Raw genomic sequence first — 14,104 nt, 5'->3', positions numbered from 1 at the left:
CTGGAACTGATATGCCTCAATACAACCCACCTCTACGCGATATTCAATTTGTGATTCATGAACTACTAGATGCTGGTAAAGAGTTTTCTACTCTGCCCGCTTATCAAGATGTTGATAAAGACACAATGAATCAAATCATCGAGGAAGCTGGTAAGTTCGCTAGCGAAATTGCCTTCCCTTTAAATCAGATTGGCGATAAGGAAGGCTGTACACGCCATGCTGATGGATCGGTAACAACACCCACTGGTTTTAAGCAAGCTTATGAGCAATATGTTGCTGGTGGCTGGCCAGCCCTATCCTGCGATCCCGAGTATGGCGGGCAAGGATTGCCGCAATTACTCAATACCGTTCTTTATGAAACCCTGAACTCAGCAAATCAATCTTGGACGATGTATCCAGGCTTATCTCATGGTGCATATGAATGCCTACACGCTCATGGAACTGATGAGCAGAAGAAAACCTATCTTGAGAAATTAGTTTCTGGTCAGTGGACTGGAACGATGTGCTTAACTGAGCCTCATTGCGGCACAGACCTGGGTTTACTTAAGACCAAAGCTGAACCGCAGACTGACGGCACTTACGCCATTACTGGAACCAAGATCTTTATCTCTAGCGGAGATCATGATCTTGCTGAAAATATCGTTCATCTTGTTCTTGCGCGATTGCCTGACTCACCTATCGGCAGCAAAGGCATCTCCTTATTCGCTGTGCCGAAGTTTCAGATTGGTGCAGATGGGTCGATTGGAAAACCTAACGCTGTTTCATGTGGGTCTCTTGAGCACAAGATGGGTATCCATGGCAATGCCACTTGCGTTATGAACTTTGATGGCGCAATTGGAACATTGGTTGGCGAGCCTCATAAAGGTTTAAATGCCATGTTTGTCATGATGAATGCAGCACGCCTTGGAGTTGGTATGCAAAGCCTAGGATTAACTGAGGTTGCTTATCAAAACTCGGTTGTCTATGCAAAAGAGCGTTTACAGATGCGCAGCCTCACTGGAGCGAAAGCACCTGAAAAGGTAGCAGATCCGATTATTGTTCATCCCGATGTACGCAGAATGTTATTGACCCAACGAGCCTACGCAGAAGCCGGGAGAGCATTCTCCTACTGGGTAGCCCTCATGATCGATACCGAACTCAATCATCCAGATGAAAAAGTTCGCAAAGAAACGGGTGAGATGGTTGCTTTACTCACTCCAATTATTAAAGCATTCTTGACTGATAACGCTTTTGAAGCCACCAATGAAGGCATGCAGGTATTTGGTGGTCACGGTTACATTGCTGAATGGGGCATGGAGCAGTATGTGCGTGACGCTCGCATCAATATGATCTATGAAGGCACCAATACGATTCAATCACTGGATCTTTTGGGTCGAAAAGTACTTGGTGATATGGGTAAAAAACTTACCAAATTTGGAAAAATTATCGAAAAGTTCATTGAGGATGAAGGCGTCCGCAAGGAGATGCAAGAATTTATTGACCCTCTTTCTGATATCGCCGTTAAAGTTGAAAAACTCACCAAAGAGATTGGCATGAAGGCCATGATGAATCACGAAGAAGTAGGAGCTGCTGCCGTTCCCTACCTACGTGTAGTGGGTCATCTGATTTACTCCTATTTATTTGCACGCATGGCCAAAATTGCACTCGCCAATAAATCTAGCAACGATCCTTTTTATCAAGCGAAATTGGCCACTGCCCGCTTTTACTTTGACAAACTCCTGCCTGAGACTGCGATGCTGATTCGTCAAGCACGCGCCGGCTCCAAATCATTGATGGCAATGCCAGCTGATTTTTTCTGAAAGATGAACCATGAGTGAAAACAAGATTATTAAAAAAGTAGCAATCCTTGGTGCCGGTGTCATGGGCGCACAAATTGCTGCGCAATGTATTAATGTTGGATTACCGGTTGTCTTATTTGATCTGCCAGGCAAATCTGAAGAAGGTAAGCCAGTTCATAAAAATGCGATTGCCCTCAAGGCTATTGAAAACCTCAAGAAACTTAAGCCAGCTCCATTAGGTCTTGCAAGCGATGCAAATTTAATTCAGGCAGCTAACTATGAAGATGACTTGGGGTTGTTAGCTGACTGTGATCTCATTATTGAAGCGATTGCAGAACGATTGGATTGGAAGCATGCTCTTTATGAAAAAGTTGCCCCCCATATTCCAGCTCATGCCTTATTTGCTACCAATACCTCCGGCCTGCCGATTGGCGAGCTTGCCAAAGGATTCTCTGGCGACTTGAAAAGACGCTTCTGTGGCGTGCACTTCTTCAACCCACCACGCTACATGCATTTACTGGAACTCATTCCTGCCGCCGATACTGATGCAGTAGCATTAGATGCACTAGAGACATTTATGACCTCTACCATGGGTAAAGGTGTTGTTAGGGCAAAAGATACCCCAAACTTTATTGGCAATCGTGTGGGAGTTTTCTCAATCTTGGCAGTGTTTGCTGAAGCGCAAAAGTTTGGCCTTGGTTTTGATGCGGTGGATGCAATCACTGGTAGCAAACTCGGTCGCGCCAAATCAGCCACCTTCAGAACCAGCGATGTTGTTGGCCTAGACACCATGGCTCACGTTATCAAAACTATGGAAAGCTCCTTACAAGGAGACCCCTTTTCCACACTATTTAAAATTCCCGAGGTGGTAACCCAACTTATTGCTAAAGGAGCACTGGGTCAAAAAACAAAAGCAGGTTTTTATCGCAAGGATGGTAAGAATGTTCTCGTTCTTGATGCCGCTTCTGGTGAATACAAACCCTCTACGGCAACCATTGAGCCCCTGATTGAACGTATTCTGAAAAAGCCGATTGCAGAGCGCCTTGAGTTACTTCGCGATACCGATGAACCTCAAGCCCAATTTCTGTGGGCTATTTATCGCGATATCTTTCACTACTGCGCGATTCACTTGGGTGACATTGCTCAATCTGCCCGTGAAATTGATTTTGCGATGCGCTGGGGTTATGGATGGGACAAAGGGCCTTTTGAAGACTGGCAGGCAGCTGGAGTAACGCAAGTTGCTAACTGGATCAAAGAAGATATAGAGGCAGGCAAAACACTCAGTAAAGAGCCTTTACCCACATGGCTATTTAGCGGTCCCGTGGCAGAGAAACAGGCCTTTCATACGCCACAAGGATCTTGGTCCGCTTCTGAGAATACATACGTACCCCGCTCAAGCTTACCTGTATATCAAAAGCAAGTATTTAGAGCGCCACTGTTAGGTGATGGATCCCCTGACCCCAAAACTGCTGGCACCACCATCTATGAAAACCCCGATCTGCGAGCCTGGGTAGATCAAGCTCAACCTGATGTATTGATCGCTTCATTTAGATCAAAGATGAATACCATTAGCCCTGATGTACTCAATGGCATTCAGAAGGCAGTTGAAATTGCAGAAGCTAGCTACGAAGGTCTGGTGATATGGCAACCCAGCTCACTAAAGCTTGGTACCCCTGGCGGTCCATTCTCTGCTGGTGCCAATTTAGAGGCAGCACTACCAATGGTTATGAAAGGCGGCCCTGCTGGAGTTGAGCCATTTGTAAAGCTATTCCAAGATACGATGATGCGAGTGAAGTACGCGCAGGTGCCAGTCATAAGCGCGGTATCAGGCATCGCACTGGGTGGCGGTTGTGAGTTAGTGATGCAATCTGCACGAAGGGTTGCCGCAATTGAAAGTTACATTGGCTTAGTTGAAGTCGGTGTTGGCTTATTACCTGCTGGCGGTGGCCTTAAAGAAGCAGCTATTCGCGCGGCTCAAGGTGTTGCACTTGCTGGCAATACGAATTATTTAGATTTCACAAAAGCTTCTTTTGAAAATGCAGCGATGGCTAAAGTTTCATCATCCGCTCAAGATGCTATGAAGATGGCCTATCTTCAAAAAGGCGACATCATTGTTCCCAATGTGTATGAGTTGTTGTCGCTTGCGCAAAATCAAGTCAAAGCCATGCGCTATGCCGGCTACAGACCCCCTATTCCATCACTGATCCCCGTAGGTGGACGTTCAGTAGCTTCAACAGTAATGGGTCAAGTAATCAATATGCGTGATGGCGGCTTTATATCAGAGCATGATGCATTTATTGCCAAGAAGATTATTGACATCATTACAGGTGGCGATGTTGATGCCGGCACATTAGTTACTGAGGACTGGTTACTCAAACTAGAACGTCAAGCGTTTGTAGAGCTGATCGGTCACCCAAAGACCATGGAACGCATTATGGGCATTTTGCAAAACGGCAAGCCGGTTCGTAACTAATTTACTGAGATATCACTATGAAAAATATCCAAGACGCATATATCGTTGCTGCTACTCGCAGCGCTGTTGGTAGATCAGGACGAGGAGCATTAAAAAATACTCGACCAGATGATTTGCTTGGCAATGCTCTGCAACACATCTTGACGCAGGTCCCTACCTTGGACCCCAAAGCTATTGAAGATGCCATTATTGGGTGCGCAATGCCAGAAGCCCAACAGGGATTAAATGTGGCTCGTATTGGACTACTCCTAGGCGGGCTACCCAATACCGTTGGCGGCATTACCGTCAATCGCTTCTGCTCTTCAGGGCTAAATGCTATTGCCATGGCTGCAGATCGCATTCGAGTTGGTGAGGCAGATGTCATGATTGCTGGCGGCGTGGAGTCTATGAGCATGGTCCCTATGGGCGGCAACACACCGTCAATGTCGCCCGAGATCTTTATGGGTGATGAGAATATTGGCATAGCGTATGGCATGGGTTTAACTGCTGAAAAAGTGGCGCAGCAATGGAAAATCAGCCGAGAAGATCAAGACGCATTTGCATTTCAATCGCATCAAAAAGCGATGGCCGCTCAAGCTGCTGGTGAATTTAATTCTGAAATCTTCCCAGTCAAAGTCGCTCAACGCTCAATGAATCTAGAGCAAGGTAATGTTGATGTTCAGTGGCGTGAGTTTTCCAAGGATGAGGGCCCTCGTGTTGATACTTCTCTCGAAGGCTTAGCAAAACTCAAGTCACCATTTGCCGCAAGGGGTAGCGTTACAGCAGGAAATAGTTCTCAAACCTCTGATGGCGTAGGAGCGCTGATTCTGGCGAGCGAGAAAGCCATCAAAACTTTTGGCCTCACACCTCTTGCACGTTTTGTGAGTTTTGCTGTGAAAGGTGTTGCGCCAGAAATTATGGGTATTGGCCCTAAAGAGGCAATTCCTGCCGCATTAAAGCTTGCAGGTTTAAATCTACAAGATATGGACTGGATCGAATTGAATGAGGCTTTTGCAGCTCAGTCTTTAGCAGTCATTCGCGATCTTGGTTTAGATCAAAGCAAAGTCAATCCGCTAGGAAGCGCTATTGCCCTTGGCCATCCTTTAGGCGCAACTGGCGCAATTCGTGCTGCAACCGCAATCCATGCCTTGCAGCGACGCAACCTAAAGCATGCCATGGTCACAATGTGCGTAGGTACTGGTATGGGCGCTGCTGGAATATTTGAGCGTTGCTGATGACATGATTACTAATTAGGAGACATCATGAATACGAAACAATTATTGACTTTATCTGCCTGCCTCATTGCATTTTCCAGCACTGCTTATGCGCAAACAGATCCTGCTATTGGGATATGGAAAACAATTGATGACAAAACCAATCAGCCAGCCTCATTAATCAAACTTGAGCAAGTCAATGGCATTCTAGAAGGCACCATCATCAAAACGTTTCCCAAACCGAATGAAACACCTCTGGTCAACTGCAATCTCTGTAAGGACGATAGAAAAGATAAGCCAATTGTTGGCATGAAAATCATGACTGACTTGAAGCAAGATCAACCCGGAGTATGGTCTGGTGGAAAAATCTTAGACCCCAAAGAAGGCGAAGTGTATAAGGTTAAAATTGCGACTGAAGATGGTAAGAAAATGGATGTACGAGGATATATCGGCGTTCCATTACTAGGGCGCACTCAAGTTTGGTACAAGGCCGAACAATAAGCTGGTCTCATAGAATTTGAGTGAGCCTTTCCAAGAAAAGATCTTGTCCATGGTGAACTTTAGCTTGCCAATCCTCACCAGAATTCTCATTAGCATCGTCAGTAATATATTTAAATGATTGCCAAGGAATTTGATGATCATGGGCTACAGCCGCAATAGCAAACAACTCCATATCTACAACATCAACTCCTAGACTATGGAGCCAAGGGTCATGAGCAGTGACAAAGCTATCACCAGAGCCACACAAAAACTTTCCAGTAGAAAGATATTCTTGAGGTCTTGGGCAGTACGGAGTAGTTCCGCGAGGTGCTAATGGCTCAGTCTGCATATCACGCTGAATAACCTTGCCAATCTCAAGCAGGCCATGCAATTGGGGATTGATTTTTCCGGCAGTCCCAAAATTAATGATTCTTTTAGGAGAGTATTGATTAATTGCCCTGATGCTGGTTATCACCGCATTGATTTTGCCAACCCCTGAATACACAATCTCCACCCCGCTTGGCAATGCATCACGCTTGAGTTCAGACTCCAATGCGGTAATAATAAGTAGTTCTGTTTTCATAATGATTGGCAATGAATTTATTAGATTATCTACCCGGAGTGCCTGACTTTCCAAAACCTGGGGTGCTCTTTAGGGATATTTCTCCACTACTAGCCAATCCAGATGCCTTCAAAGAAGCTATTCGTCAGCTAAATGAGATTGCCCAACAGTTTGATTACACCCATATCCTGGGCATTGAGTCTCGGGGCTTTATCTTTGGTTCAGCTCTAGCCCATCACACTCATAAGGGCTTGGCTTTAGCCAGAAAACCCAACAAACTTCCCTTGGCCAGCCACCGCGAAGCTTACGGCCTGGAATACGGCAATGATTCTTTAGAAATTCAGCAATCAACCCTACCAAAAGATGCCAGAGTACTATTACTTGATGACGTACTTGCTACAGGCGGGACATTGGTTGCGGCGGATAAGTTAATTCGATCGGCTGGTTTTGAAGTCTGTGGAGCGATTACCCTTCTGGAGATTACTTTCTTAAATGGCAATCAACTGCTAGAACAGAATCGCATTCGTCATCAATCTGTTTTGAAAAGCTAGATTAACTTTTTAGCACTCTTTACTAATTTCATAGCACCCCAACCCATTGCCAAAACTTTGCTAGCAATCTTGGGTTTGTAATGTGCAAGCGCTGCAAAAGCGCTTGTCCAGAGGAAGGGATTGCTCTTTATAAAGTGAACGGCGTCCATACCCTTATCGACCCAAGATAGCGGTTTTTCCAAAGACTCAAAGTGCTCTGCAAAAGCAATGCGTTCTTTGCTAGCCTGAAGCGTTAGCTCGCGTTGACGACCCTCCAAAGCCTTTAGCTTGTCATTCATCTTGAAAGTGCTTCGCGATCTTTGGCTAATTCAGTGATAGAGGCTTCAAATAGTTTGGGCATCTTACGTAGTGATTGCGTAATGAGGAATGTCAAAATCAACCCGACTGATAGGAATGCTCCAGTCAATAAACCAAGAGCCATCATTCGGTCACTTTCCCAGCTATAAATCACAATCAGCAATGCCAGCATGACCAGACCAAAGAATAAAAAGAATAAGGCACTAATAATCATCACTAACAAGCTAATGAATTTACTTCTAGCTATTTGAACATCAAGCGATAAAAGCTCTAAACGCGTTTGAGCAATGGATGCTCCAGTAGAGGCTAAGCCCTTGATGGAGGAAAGTAAGTTTTCTTGGGACATAAAGTATTAACGACGGCCAATAAATACACCAATAAGCAAACCCAATCCCGCTGCAACACCAACCGCCTCCCATGGATTGCGATGGACAAAGTCATCCGTACTGTCAGCGGCAATTTTTGCCTTATCCAGCAACTTGCCCTCAACATCCGAAAGTGTTTCTTTGGCGCCAGCCAAAGTATCCAAGGCCTTATTACGAATGGAGCTGATAGCTGCACCTGGATGATCTTCGGTAGCTTTGATCAATGCCTCCGCATCAGCCATAAGAGATTTGAATTCACCAATCAGGCTTTCTGCGCCAATCTGTTTATCCTCATGCATAACAGCACGATCAAGTTTTTTAGCTGTCATAAAAGTTTTCCTAATAAAAAAGGCGGTAGTTAAAGATATATACCTATTCTAAGCACTTCCTTACTGAGAACCTAGCAATAAGACCGTCATTCCGGCATTACCCTCTTTGAAGCGCTTGAGATAACGCTTTAGTCCAGGGCGACGTTTAAGCAAGGCATGATAAGACTCGCTACCATATGCCACATCCTCGCCAAAGTAATACTCATCCACCCTATCGGAATATCGATTGTTATCCAGTGCGTTATGAATGGCCCATTTAATGCGTCCACCCTCTCCACTAGCTCCATAACCATGAATCAGCACAATCGCCTTGATTCCAACCTCAAGAGATTTGCGTAGATATTCCGTAAGCCTCTCTAGGGCTTCATCCACATAGGGGCCGTCTTGCTTAATATTGAGCTCGATCGTATCGGAGCTCAGGATAGGCAATGCAATAGAGCTGCAATGCGGACATTGATCAAACAATGCCCGCATATTCCCACAATCAGGACATTCTGCGTTGTGCGCCAATTTAGATCGCTTGAACTGAACCCCTTAAGAGCAGTACTTACCTTCCAAACTTCTAACATCGGATGATTTGTCGTCAACCATGAGGTTGAGTGTCTTTTGCGCAAGATCACGATTTTCAGGCGTCTTTAAGCTTGCATTAATCAATGTTGAGACATCTTTACGAATTGATGTATTGCCATAGCGCAATCCCTTCAATGTAGACACCGCTTCAGCAGATATCTTGCACTGCTGATTTACTAACTCAGAAGAATCCGACGGCTTTGTATTTGCATATGCAAACGCAGCAACGGAGATTGATACGGCTGCTAATAGAGTCTTTTTCATCTTAGTTCCTTATTTTGTGACCACATGTTGGACAACAACCCACTTCTTTAGCTCTTGTTTTTTTAAGAGCGGCATACACACTGGATTCTGAAATCTCCATCTTTCTAGCTGCTTGAGCAGCAGTTAACCCCTTCCCCACCCACTCCAAGGCTTGATGTGTTTTTGGTATCTGTCTTTTCATTTCATCTCCCACTTCCAACACTATATCACAACTTCTGAAGTTGTGAAGTTGTGAAGTATATAAATATCTAGTGAGTTTCCCTAATGCGGCATTAAATTGGACTGGAACCTGAAACCCCTATAGATAAGGGATGTGAGTAAGAAAACTGGGCTTTTACCCAGGAATAGTATGATTTGGGGAACTTAGGGAGCTTTGTATGTATCGCATCATCTATCAAGTAGTTCTATTACTAGCAATTGGCACTGTCCTGGTTGCTTGCAACCACAATGACAAAAAAATTAGCGGCTGGGAAATTAATGACGTCTATCATTCAACCATCATCACACCCAACCCACAAACAGGTGGCAAAACGTACCAGGGCCCTCCTATCAATACGATGGATGAAGCAAACACTTATGAAATGTTTAACCTCAGAGCTGAGCAGACAAATCAAGGAACAAAGACCTATGAGTTGGTTGCGCAGTTAACGTATTTTTCACAGTGGCGCTATTACGATTCAGCGGCTCAAGAAGGCACTCCAGCGACAGCGTTTAAGGTTGTTGGTAGAGAAGCTGGTGCATGTGGTGAACGAGGCTGCATCTTCAGAGAAGTACTCTCAGTACAGTTGACTGAAGCTTTCCTCAAAGACAAAATGAAGAAGGGATTCGTCATGACTGTTGCCTCAAAGTCTGGAATCAAGACTGAGCTGTATGTACCACCGCAATATATCCAAGGCTATATGCAGGCAGTAAATGGTTTTAACTAACCTTTGATACAGTATTAGCAATCAATAAAGGGGCCTCGGCCCCTTTATCTTTATTACATTCTTGTATATCAAATAGAGGCTAATCTAGAGACGCTCCAGAAGTCTTAACAATCTTGGCCCAACGAGCAATATCGTCCTGAAGCTGTTTCGCAAATTCAGTTGGGGTCATGTTTGCAAGCTCCACTCCAGAGGCTTGTAATTTTTCTCTTAACTCTGGGTTTGCGAGTGTTAGCTGCATCTCCTTTTGCAATTTATCTACCACAGGCTTAGGCGTACCTTTTGGTGCAAACAGTCCAATCCATAAGGACCCAGAGAAACCAGGAACTTTTTCTGAAATCGAAGGAACGTCCGGAAGAATGGGTGAGCGCTTTGTGGAGCTGACGCCAAGAGCAATCAGTTTTTGTGAATTGATGTATTGCAGCACAGAAGGCAAACTCGCAAATGCAATAGGAACCTGACCTCCTAAAAGGTCATTGAGAGCTGGTGCCACACCTTTATAAGGAATGTGTTGCAAGGATATGCCGTAACTCTGATTAAGCATTTCACCTAATAGGTGGTTTAAGGTGCCATTACCTGCCGAAGCATATTGATAAGTTTCAGGAGGCTTTGATTTAACTAGCTTCAAGAATTCATCTAAATTTTTGGCTGGGAAGTTAGGGTTGACAACCAAGACATTGGGGACTGAGCCAATCATTGCTAATGGGATAAAGTCATTGACTGGATCAAACCCTGGATTTTTATAGAGCGCAGGATTAATGGCCTGAGCACTACTTATAGTCATTAGAAGGGTGTAACCATCTTTGGGACCATTAGCAACATACTGAGTGCCAATATTACCGCCAGCCCCAGGCTTGTTTTCGACAATCACCGAGGCTTTCATTTGTTCACCAAGGCGCTGTGCAACAACCCGGCCAACAATGTCATTTGTTCCGCCGGGCGCCTGAGGAACAATAATGGTTATTGGTTTAGTGGGATAGGCAAGAGCTAGGCCGGCAAATAAAGAGAGGCATGTAGCAAGCACTAAATGGATGATGCTTTTCACGGGAATCCTTTGCATAGTGGTTGTAAAAATTTGAGGCCACTTGAAATAATAACCATAAACACATTAACTAGAGCCTAGAAACAAATAAAGGGGCCAAAGGCCCCTTTATCTTTAAGTACTTGGCGGAGACGAGATCTAAATTTTGACCCTCCCAACAAGTCTACCAATGTCCATCAAAGTCATATTCTATATGGCTTAGAAGGTAGACCCTACTCCCGAGTAATCCATTAAAACTTACTAAAATCTATGTTTCACCGGTAAACGAAATGGCGAGCAAATTATGGATGTGAGTATTGGCGGAGGAAGTGCAAAAAAGCTAAAACCAACAAAATTTACGGCCAGAGGGATTCTTGCTATCTACCTACCTGGATGGTATGCAGACCCTGAAACTAGAGGTCTATATCTTCGGGTTTTTGAAGGAGCAGACGGGCCATCCCACAGCTGGCTCTATAGATTTACTAGCCCAGTTAGCGGCAAAAGACGAGCAATGGGGCTAGGATCTCTTGATATTTGCTCGCTGGCCAATGCTAGACAAAAGTCTTTAGATCTTAGAAGAACTATTTTTGAAGGAATTGACCCAATTGAGCAGCGCCTAGCAAAGAAAATAGGCGCAAAAGAATTCCATCAGAATTCCATCACTTTTAAAGAGGCTGCGGATAGGTGCATCAAAACGAAGCAGGCCGAATGGTCCAATTCAAAACATAAAGATCAATGGGTAAGCACCCTTAATACTTACGCTCTACCGGTTATTGGAAAGCTCAGAGTTGATCAAATTACCACCGCTCATATAGTTAAGCTGCTTGAGCAAGAGATTAAAAAGAAGAATGGCGAAGTTGAAGGCTCATTTTGGAAAGTCAGGACCGAGACCGCAACAAGGGTTCGTCAGCGTATTGAGGTAATTCTCGACTGGTGCAAAGCTCATAAATATATTAGCGGCGACAATCCTGCGCGCTATCAAGGAGCCTTGTGTCACCTACTGCCTAAGGCCAGCAAGATTAAGAAGGTGGCTCACCACCCTGCTCTACCGTTTCAAAGAATTGGTGAATTCATAGCAGACTTGCGAACTCATAGCGGCTACTCAGCCTATGCCCTGGAGCTTCTAATTCTTACCGCTACTCGCACTAGTGAAGTGATTGAAGCGAAATGGAGTGAGTTTAATTTAGAAGCCAACGTCTGGGTCATCTCGGCTGAACGAATGAAGGCTGGCAAGGAGCATCGAGTACCGTTAAGCACAAGGGCCATGGAAATTTTGGAACACTTAAAAACAATTCGAGTGAATTCTTATCTATTTCCCAGCACTCTTCATAAGGAGCGAGCGCTGTCAAATATGGCCCTACTATCAATAATGAGGAAGATGCCAAAATACTCAGACTATGTCCCTCATGGCTTTAGATCAACCTTTAGGGATTGGGCAGCAGAGACTACAGATTATTCAAATGAGACTGTTGAGCTAGCTTTAGCGCATACGATTCAGAATAAAGCAGAAGCGGCCTATAGGCGGCAGGATCAGCTTGAAAAACGCTCAGCCTTAATGAGTGACTGGTCACTATTTATTCAATCACAAATATAAGTCTACACGACAACACTACTCTAAGCAAAACTGAATAAATTTGTTGCCGAAAGTTGTAATGGATACTGATTCATTAAGAGAGTTATCCGCATTGCCTCCCAGTGAAATAGAACTAGTGACTGCAGATAGAAAGCCATATGTTTTGAGTCTGCCTATAGACCCAACAACTGCATAAGTATCAATGCCAGGTTTTTGAATTGCTCTAACTTGCAATGCACTTGAATGCGATTTGATAAGCATCAATAACTCGCATTCCAGTAATGTGAGGTTTGCCAATGTTTCTAAAAAATACTTACGCTCATCAAAGTTTCCGGAGACAGGATGTTTAAGTGTACTTTTTAAGTAATTTTTAAAGAAACTCCTCTTCTCTTTGGTGGGTTCTGCCTCTATCTTTTCATGGAGAGATTCAATAATTGCTTCAAGCTGATCTGGATCTTGATTATCTAGCGAAGAAATACTATCTTTCATATGACTTATCTCTTGAGCAATTTCCTCATAGAAGGACTCGATTCGCTTAAATCTCTTTTCTTGCTTAGAACCAAAATATAAGGTGGCTAATGGACCTCCAACGTAGGGCACCAACTCCATACTTGCTTGTATCACTAAATCTCTCTTATCGGCGATTGTTAATTTGGGATCAGTCACTGAAAGTCCTTATTTACTGGCATATATAAATCATTTACTATAACCAAAAACCTTAAAAAGATAGCTTTCTTTCAAAATGAGGCACATCCACAAACCCTTTGAAGTTCCCGCCCCATTTATTCTTGGGGCTTAGGCTTTCCCAATATTCACCTATTGTCCGAATTAATTCCTTATCCCAAACTAGCTTTCCATTCCAGAAGAAATTGAGATCGATAGCGCAACGTCTTAGGTGGTTGCTGTTCATGGTCTTTGATCTGCCACTTTTGAAGTAGATCTCCTGTTGTTCTGGAGAGCGCCAAAGTTCTCCTCCTGTAACCACCCATCCTTCAGCCGTCGCAAACTGGATAAGACTACTGACATCAATCAAGAATGCCGCTTGCTCTTGAACCAAACCACTCATTCTTGTTGTTCCTTGTTTCTGGAACCGTTCATGCGCATCTCAAAGATCTTCTCAACAGACCTTCCACCAAAGTAGGCGAGCATGACTAACTGACCCCACTCGCCTAGGAGCTTTACATAGGCTTCATTTATGTCTATACCCATAGCCGAGAGCAAAGCGAATAATAGATAAGCTGTGAGAATGTAAACCAGGGTTCCCGGCCTGATGTTCTTTGACAGCTTGGAGTCGCTACCCATATCGGATTGCCAACGATGCGTGGCATTTTCTTGGGCAACACGATGCATCTCAGCCAGTAACTTAGATTCCTCTATCTCGAGTTCTTTTTGCTTGAGCGTGTATTGCAATAGAAGCTGCTCTTGTTCAATCTCTAGCTGCTTGAGTTTGATCAGATCTTCCTGGCTCGGGTTGTCAGGAATGCGCGCCCCAATCTTGCTTTCAATAAACTCCTTGCCTTTTGCCTGAACTGCGCCCGCAAGTAAGCCTAGGCCATTGACGGCCAAGGTTTGCACTAGAGAAGTAATGATTGGAAGCATTCTTGTATCAATTCTTTAAGTCACCGCCCCACAGCCGCCTGAGATATGTTGGCAGTGGGGCGCAATTACGCGCGCCCACACACCATCGTTACTTCAACACCCACAGCCGCACCCAAACACCTGCCG

At 44.4% G+C, this 14,104-nt stretch carries 17 protein-coding genes; 7 read left to right on the top strand and 10 right to left on the bottom strand.

The window, feature by feature from the left end:
- The first annotated feature begins 11 nt into the window (after window positions 1–11).
- The 4 genes from ICW03_RS04780 to ICW03_RS04765 are packed head-to-tail and all read left to right on the top strand — an operon-like array spanning window position 12 to window position 5,945.
- Window positions 12–1,799 carry an acyl-CoA dehydrogenase C-terminal domain-containing protein gene (locus ICW03_RS04780; protein WP_215349635.1) on the top strand — a complete coding sequence of 596 codons (1,788 nt, stop codon included), beginning with the start codon at window positions 12–14 and terminating at the stop codon, window positions 1,797–1,799.
- A gap of 10 nt (window positions 1,800–1,809) precedes the next feature.
- The gene (locus tag ICW03_RS04775; protein WP_215349632.1) at window positions 1,810–4,251 is read left to right on the top strand and encodes a 3-hydroxyacyl-CoA dehydrogenase/enoyl-CoA hydratase family protein; all 2,442 of its coding nucleotides are present in this window, start codon (window positions 1,810–1,812) and stop codon (window positions 4,249–4,251) included.
- A 17-nt stretch (window positions 4,252–4,268) separates the two neighbouring features.
- Window positions 4,269–5,465: an acetyl-CoA C-acyltransferase gene (locus tag ICW03_RS04770; RefSeq protein ID WP_215349629.1), complete on the top strand. Its 1,197-nt coding sequence runs from the start codon at window positions 4,269–4,271 to the stop codon at window positions 5,463–5,465.
- Between the two features lie 27 nt (window positions 5,466–5,492).
- Window positions 5,493–5,945 carry a DUF2147 domain-containing protein gene (locus ICW03_RS04765; RefSeq protein ID WP_215349627.1) on the top strand — a complete coding sequence of 151 codons (453 nt, stop codon included), beginning with the start codon at window positions 5,493–5,495 and terminating at the stop codon, window positions 5,943–5,945.
- A gap of 7 nt (window positions 5,946–5,952) precedes the next feature.
- On the opposite strand, the gene ICW03_RS04760 is transcribed toward ICW03_RS04765, so the two are convergent.
- A complete protein-coding gene (locus ICW03_RS04760) occupies window positions 5,953–6,507 on the bottom strand; it encodes a 5'-methylthioadenosine nucleosidase (RefSeq protein WP_215349624.1) in 555 nt (184 codons plus the stop codon).
- Between the two features lie 11 nt (window positions 6,508–6,518).
- Here ICW03_RS04760 and ICW03_RS04755 point away from each other — a divergent pair, with 11 nt between their 5' ends.
- Window positions 6,519–7,037, top strand: coding sequence for an adenine phosphoribosyltransferase (locus tag ICW03_RS04755; protein WP_215349621.1), 519 nt, complete (start codon window positions 6,519–6,521; stop codon window positions 7,035–7,037).
- On the opposite strand, the gene ICW03_RS04750 is transcribed toward ICW03_RS04755, so the two are convergent.
- From ICW03_RS04750 to ICW03_RS04730, 5 genes are read right to left on the bottom strand one after another with little or no spacing between them, the layout of a single operon-like run.
- Window positions 7,034–7,315, bottom strand: a complete 282-nt coding sequence (locus tag ICW03_RS04750; protein WP_215349618.1) for a YqjK-like family protein — start codon at window positions 7,313–7,315, stop codon at window positions 7,034–7,036. The two genes, ICW03_RS04755 and ICW03_RS04750, sit on opposite strands and share 4 nt — an antisense overlap.
- The gene (locus tag ICW03_RS04745) at window positions 7,312–7,680 is read right to left on the bottom strand and encodes a phage holin family protein (RefSeq protein ID WP_215349615.1); all 369 of its coding nucleotides are present in this window, start codon (window positions 7,678–7,680) and stop codon (window positions 7,312–7,314) included. The genes ICW03_RS04750 and ICW03_RS04745 overlap by 4 nt, the downstream gene beginning before the upstream one ends.
- A 6-nt stretch (window positions 7,681–7,686) precedes the next feature.
- A complete protein-coding gene (locus ICW03_RS04740) occupies window positions 7,687–8,028 on the bottom strand; it encodes a YqjD family protein (protein ID WP_215349612.1) in 342 nt (113 codons plus the stop codon).
- Window positions 8,029–8,088: 60 nt separating this feature from the next.
- Window positions 8,089–8,502, bottom strand: a complete 414-nt coding sequence (locus ICW03_RS04735) for a Smr/MutS family protein (RefSeq protein WP_251374468.1) — start codon at window positions 8,500–8,502, stop codon at window positions 8,089–8,091.
- 60 nt (window positions 8,503–8,562) lie between these two features.
- A complete protein-coding gene (locus ICW03_RS04730; RefSeq protein ID WP_068320730.1) occupies window positions 8,563–8,862 on the bottom strand; it encodes a hypothetical protein in 300 nt (99 codons plus the stop codon).
- 377 nt (window positions 8,863–9,239) lie between these two features.
- Here ICW03_RS04730 and ICW03_RS04725 point away from each other — a divergent pair, with 377 nt between their 5' ends.
- A complete protein-coding gene (locus tag ICW03_RS04725) occupies window positions 9,240–9,788 on the top strand; it encodes a hypothetical protein (protein WP_215349607.1) in 549 nt (182 codons plus the stop codon).
- A 79-nt stretch (window positions 9,789–9,867) separates the two neighbouring features.
- Here the strand turns inward: ICW03_RS04725 and ICW03_RS04720 are convergent, their stop codons facing one another.
- A complete protein-coding gene (locus tag ICW03_RS04720; RefSeq protein WP_215349604.1) occupies window positions 9,868–10,845 on the bottom strand; it encodes a tripartite tricarboxylate transporter substrate binding protein in 978 nt (325 codons plus the stop codon).
- 265 nt (window positions 10,846–11,110) lie between these two features.
- Here ICW03_RS04720 and ICW03_RS04715 point away from each other — a divergent pair, with 265 nt between their 5' ends.
- Complete coding sequence (locus tag ICW03_RS04715; protein WP_215349602.1) at window positions 11,111–12,400, top strand: site-specific integrase; 1,290 nt, start codon at window positions 11,111–11,113, stop codon at window positions 12,398–12,400.
- A gap of 15 nt (window positions 12,401–12,415) precedes the next feature.
- Here ICW03_RS04715 and ICW03_RS04710 read toward each other — a convergent pair whose 3' ends face one another.
- Genes ICW03_RS04710 through ICW03_RS04700 form a run of 3 tightly spaced genes read right to left on the bottom strand, consistent with a single transcriptional unit; the run spans window position 12,416 to window position 13,978 of the window.
- Window positions 12,416–13,045 carry a hypothetical protein gene (locus ICW03_RS04710; RefSeq protein ID WP_215349600.1) on the bottom strand — a complete coding sequence of 210 codons (630 nt, stop codon included), beginning with the start codon at window positions 13,043–13,045 and terminating at the stop codon, window positions 12,416–12,418.
- A 52-nt stretch (window positions 13,046–13,097) separates the two neighbouring features.
- The gene (locus ICW03_RS04705; RefSeq protein ID WP_215349598.1) at window positions 13,098–13,445 is read right to left on the bottom strand and encodes a M15 family metallopeptidase; all 348 of its coding nucleotides are present in this window, start codon (window positions 13,443–13,445) and stop codon (window positions 13,098–13,100) included.
- Window positions 13,442–13,978, bottom strand: a complete 537-nt coding sequence (locus tag ICW03_RS04700; protein ID WP_215349596.1) for a hypothetical protein — start codon at window positions 13,976–13,978, stop codon at window positions 13,442–13,444. Before ICW03_RS04700 ends, ICW03_RS04705 begins: the two co-directional genes overlap by 4 nt.
- Window positions 13,979–14,104 lie beyond the last annotated feature (126 nt).

The sequence above is a fragment of the Polynucleobacter sp. MWH-Aus1W21 genome (genome assembly GCF_018687275.1).
Classification (GTDB): Bacteria; Pseudomonadota; Gammaproteobacteria; order Burkholderiales; family Burkholderiaceae; genus Polynucleobacter.
The sequence above is the reverse complement of the archived record's forward strand: the minus strand, read 5'-3'. Positions and strand labels throughout refer to the sequence as shown.

Bases quoted from the DNA above. Each gene is read 5' to 3' on its own strand.
- ICW03_RS04750 (WP_215349618.1), bottom strand. From the start codon at position 7,315: ATGAATGACAAGCTAAAGGCTTTGGAGGGTCGTCAACGCGAGCTAACG.
- ICW03_RS04735 (WP_251374468.1), bottom strand. From the start codon at position 8,502: ATGCGGGCATTGTTTGATCAATGTCCGCATTGCAGCTCTATTGCATTG.
- ICW03_RS04725 (WP_215349607.1), top strand. From the start codon at position 9,240: ATGTATCGCATCATCTATCAAGTAGTTCTATTACTAGCAATTGGCACT.
- ICW03_RS04730 (WP_068320730.1), bottom strand. From the start codon at position 8,862: ATGAAAAAGACTCTATTAGCAGCCGTATCAATCTCCGTTGCTGCGTTT.
- ICW03_RS04755 (WP_215349621.1), top strand. From the start codon at position 6,519: ATGAATTTATTAGATTATCTACCCGGAGTGCCTGACTTTCCAAAACCT.
- ICW03_RS04715 (WP_215349602.1), top strand. From the start codon at position 11,111: ATGGATGTGAGTATTGGCGGAGGAAGTGCAAAAAAGCTAAAACCAACA.
- ICW03_RS04760 (WP_215349624.1), bottom strand. From the start codon at position 6,507: ATGAAAACAGAACTACTTATTATTACCGCATTGGAGTCTGAACTCAAG.
- ICW03_RS04780 (WP_215349635.1), top strand. From the start codon at position 12: ATGCCTCAATACAACCCACCTCTACGCGATATTCAATTTGTGATTCAT.
- ICW03_RS04720 (WP_215349604.1), bottom strand. From the start codon at position 10,845: ATGCAAAGGATTCCCGTGAAAAGCATCATCCATTTAGTGCTTGCTACA.
- ICW03_RS04745 (WP_215349615.1), bottom strand. From the start codon at position 7,680: ATGTCCCAAGAAAACTTACTTTCCTCCATCAAGGGCTTAGCCTCTACT.
- ICW03_RS04775 (WP_215349632.1), top strand. From the start codon at position 1,810: ATGAGTGAAAACAAGATTATTAAAAAAGTAGCAATCCTTGGTGCCGGT.
- ICW03_RS04705 (WP_215349598.1), bottom strand. From the start codon at position 13,445: ATGAGTGGTTTGGTTCAAGAGCAAGCGGCATTCTTGATTGATGTCAGT.
- ICW03_RS04765 (WP_215349627.1), top strand. From the start codon at position 5,493: ATGAATACGAAACAATTATTGACTTTATCTGCCTGCCTCATTGCATTT.
- ICW03_RS04740 (WP_215349612.1), bottom strand. From the start codon at position 8,028: ATGACAGCTAAAAAACTTGATCGTGCTGTTATGCATGAGGATAAACAG.
- ICW03_RS04770 (WP_215349629.1), top strand. From the start codon at position 4,269: ATGAAAAATATCCAAGACGCATATATCGTTGCTGCTACTCGCAGCGCT.
- ICW03_RS04700 (WP_215349596.1), bottom strand. From the start codon at position 13,978: ATGCTTCCAATCATTACTTCTCTAGTGCAAACCTTGGCCGTCAATGGC.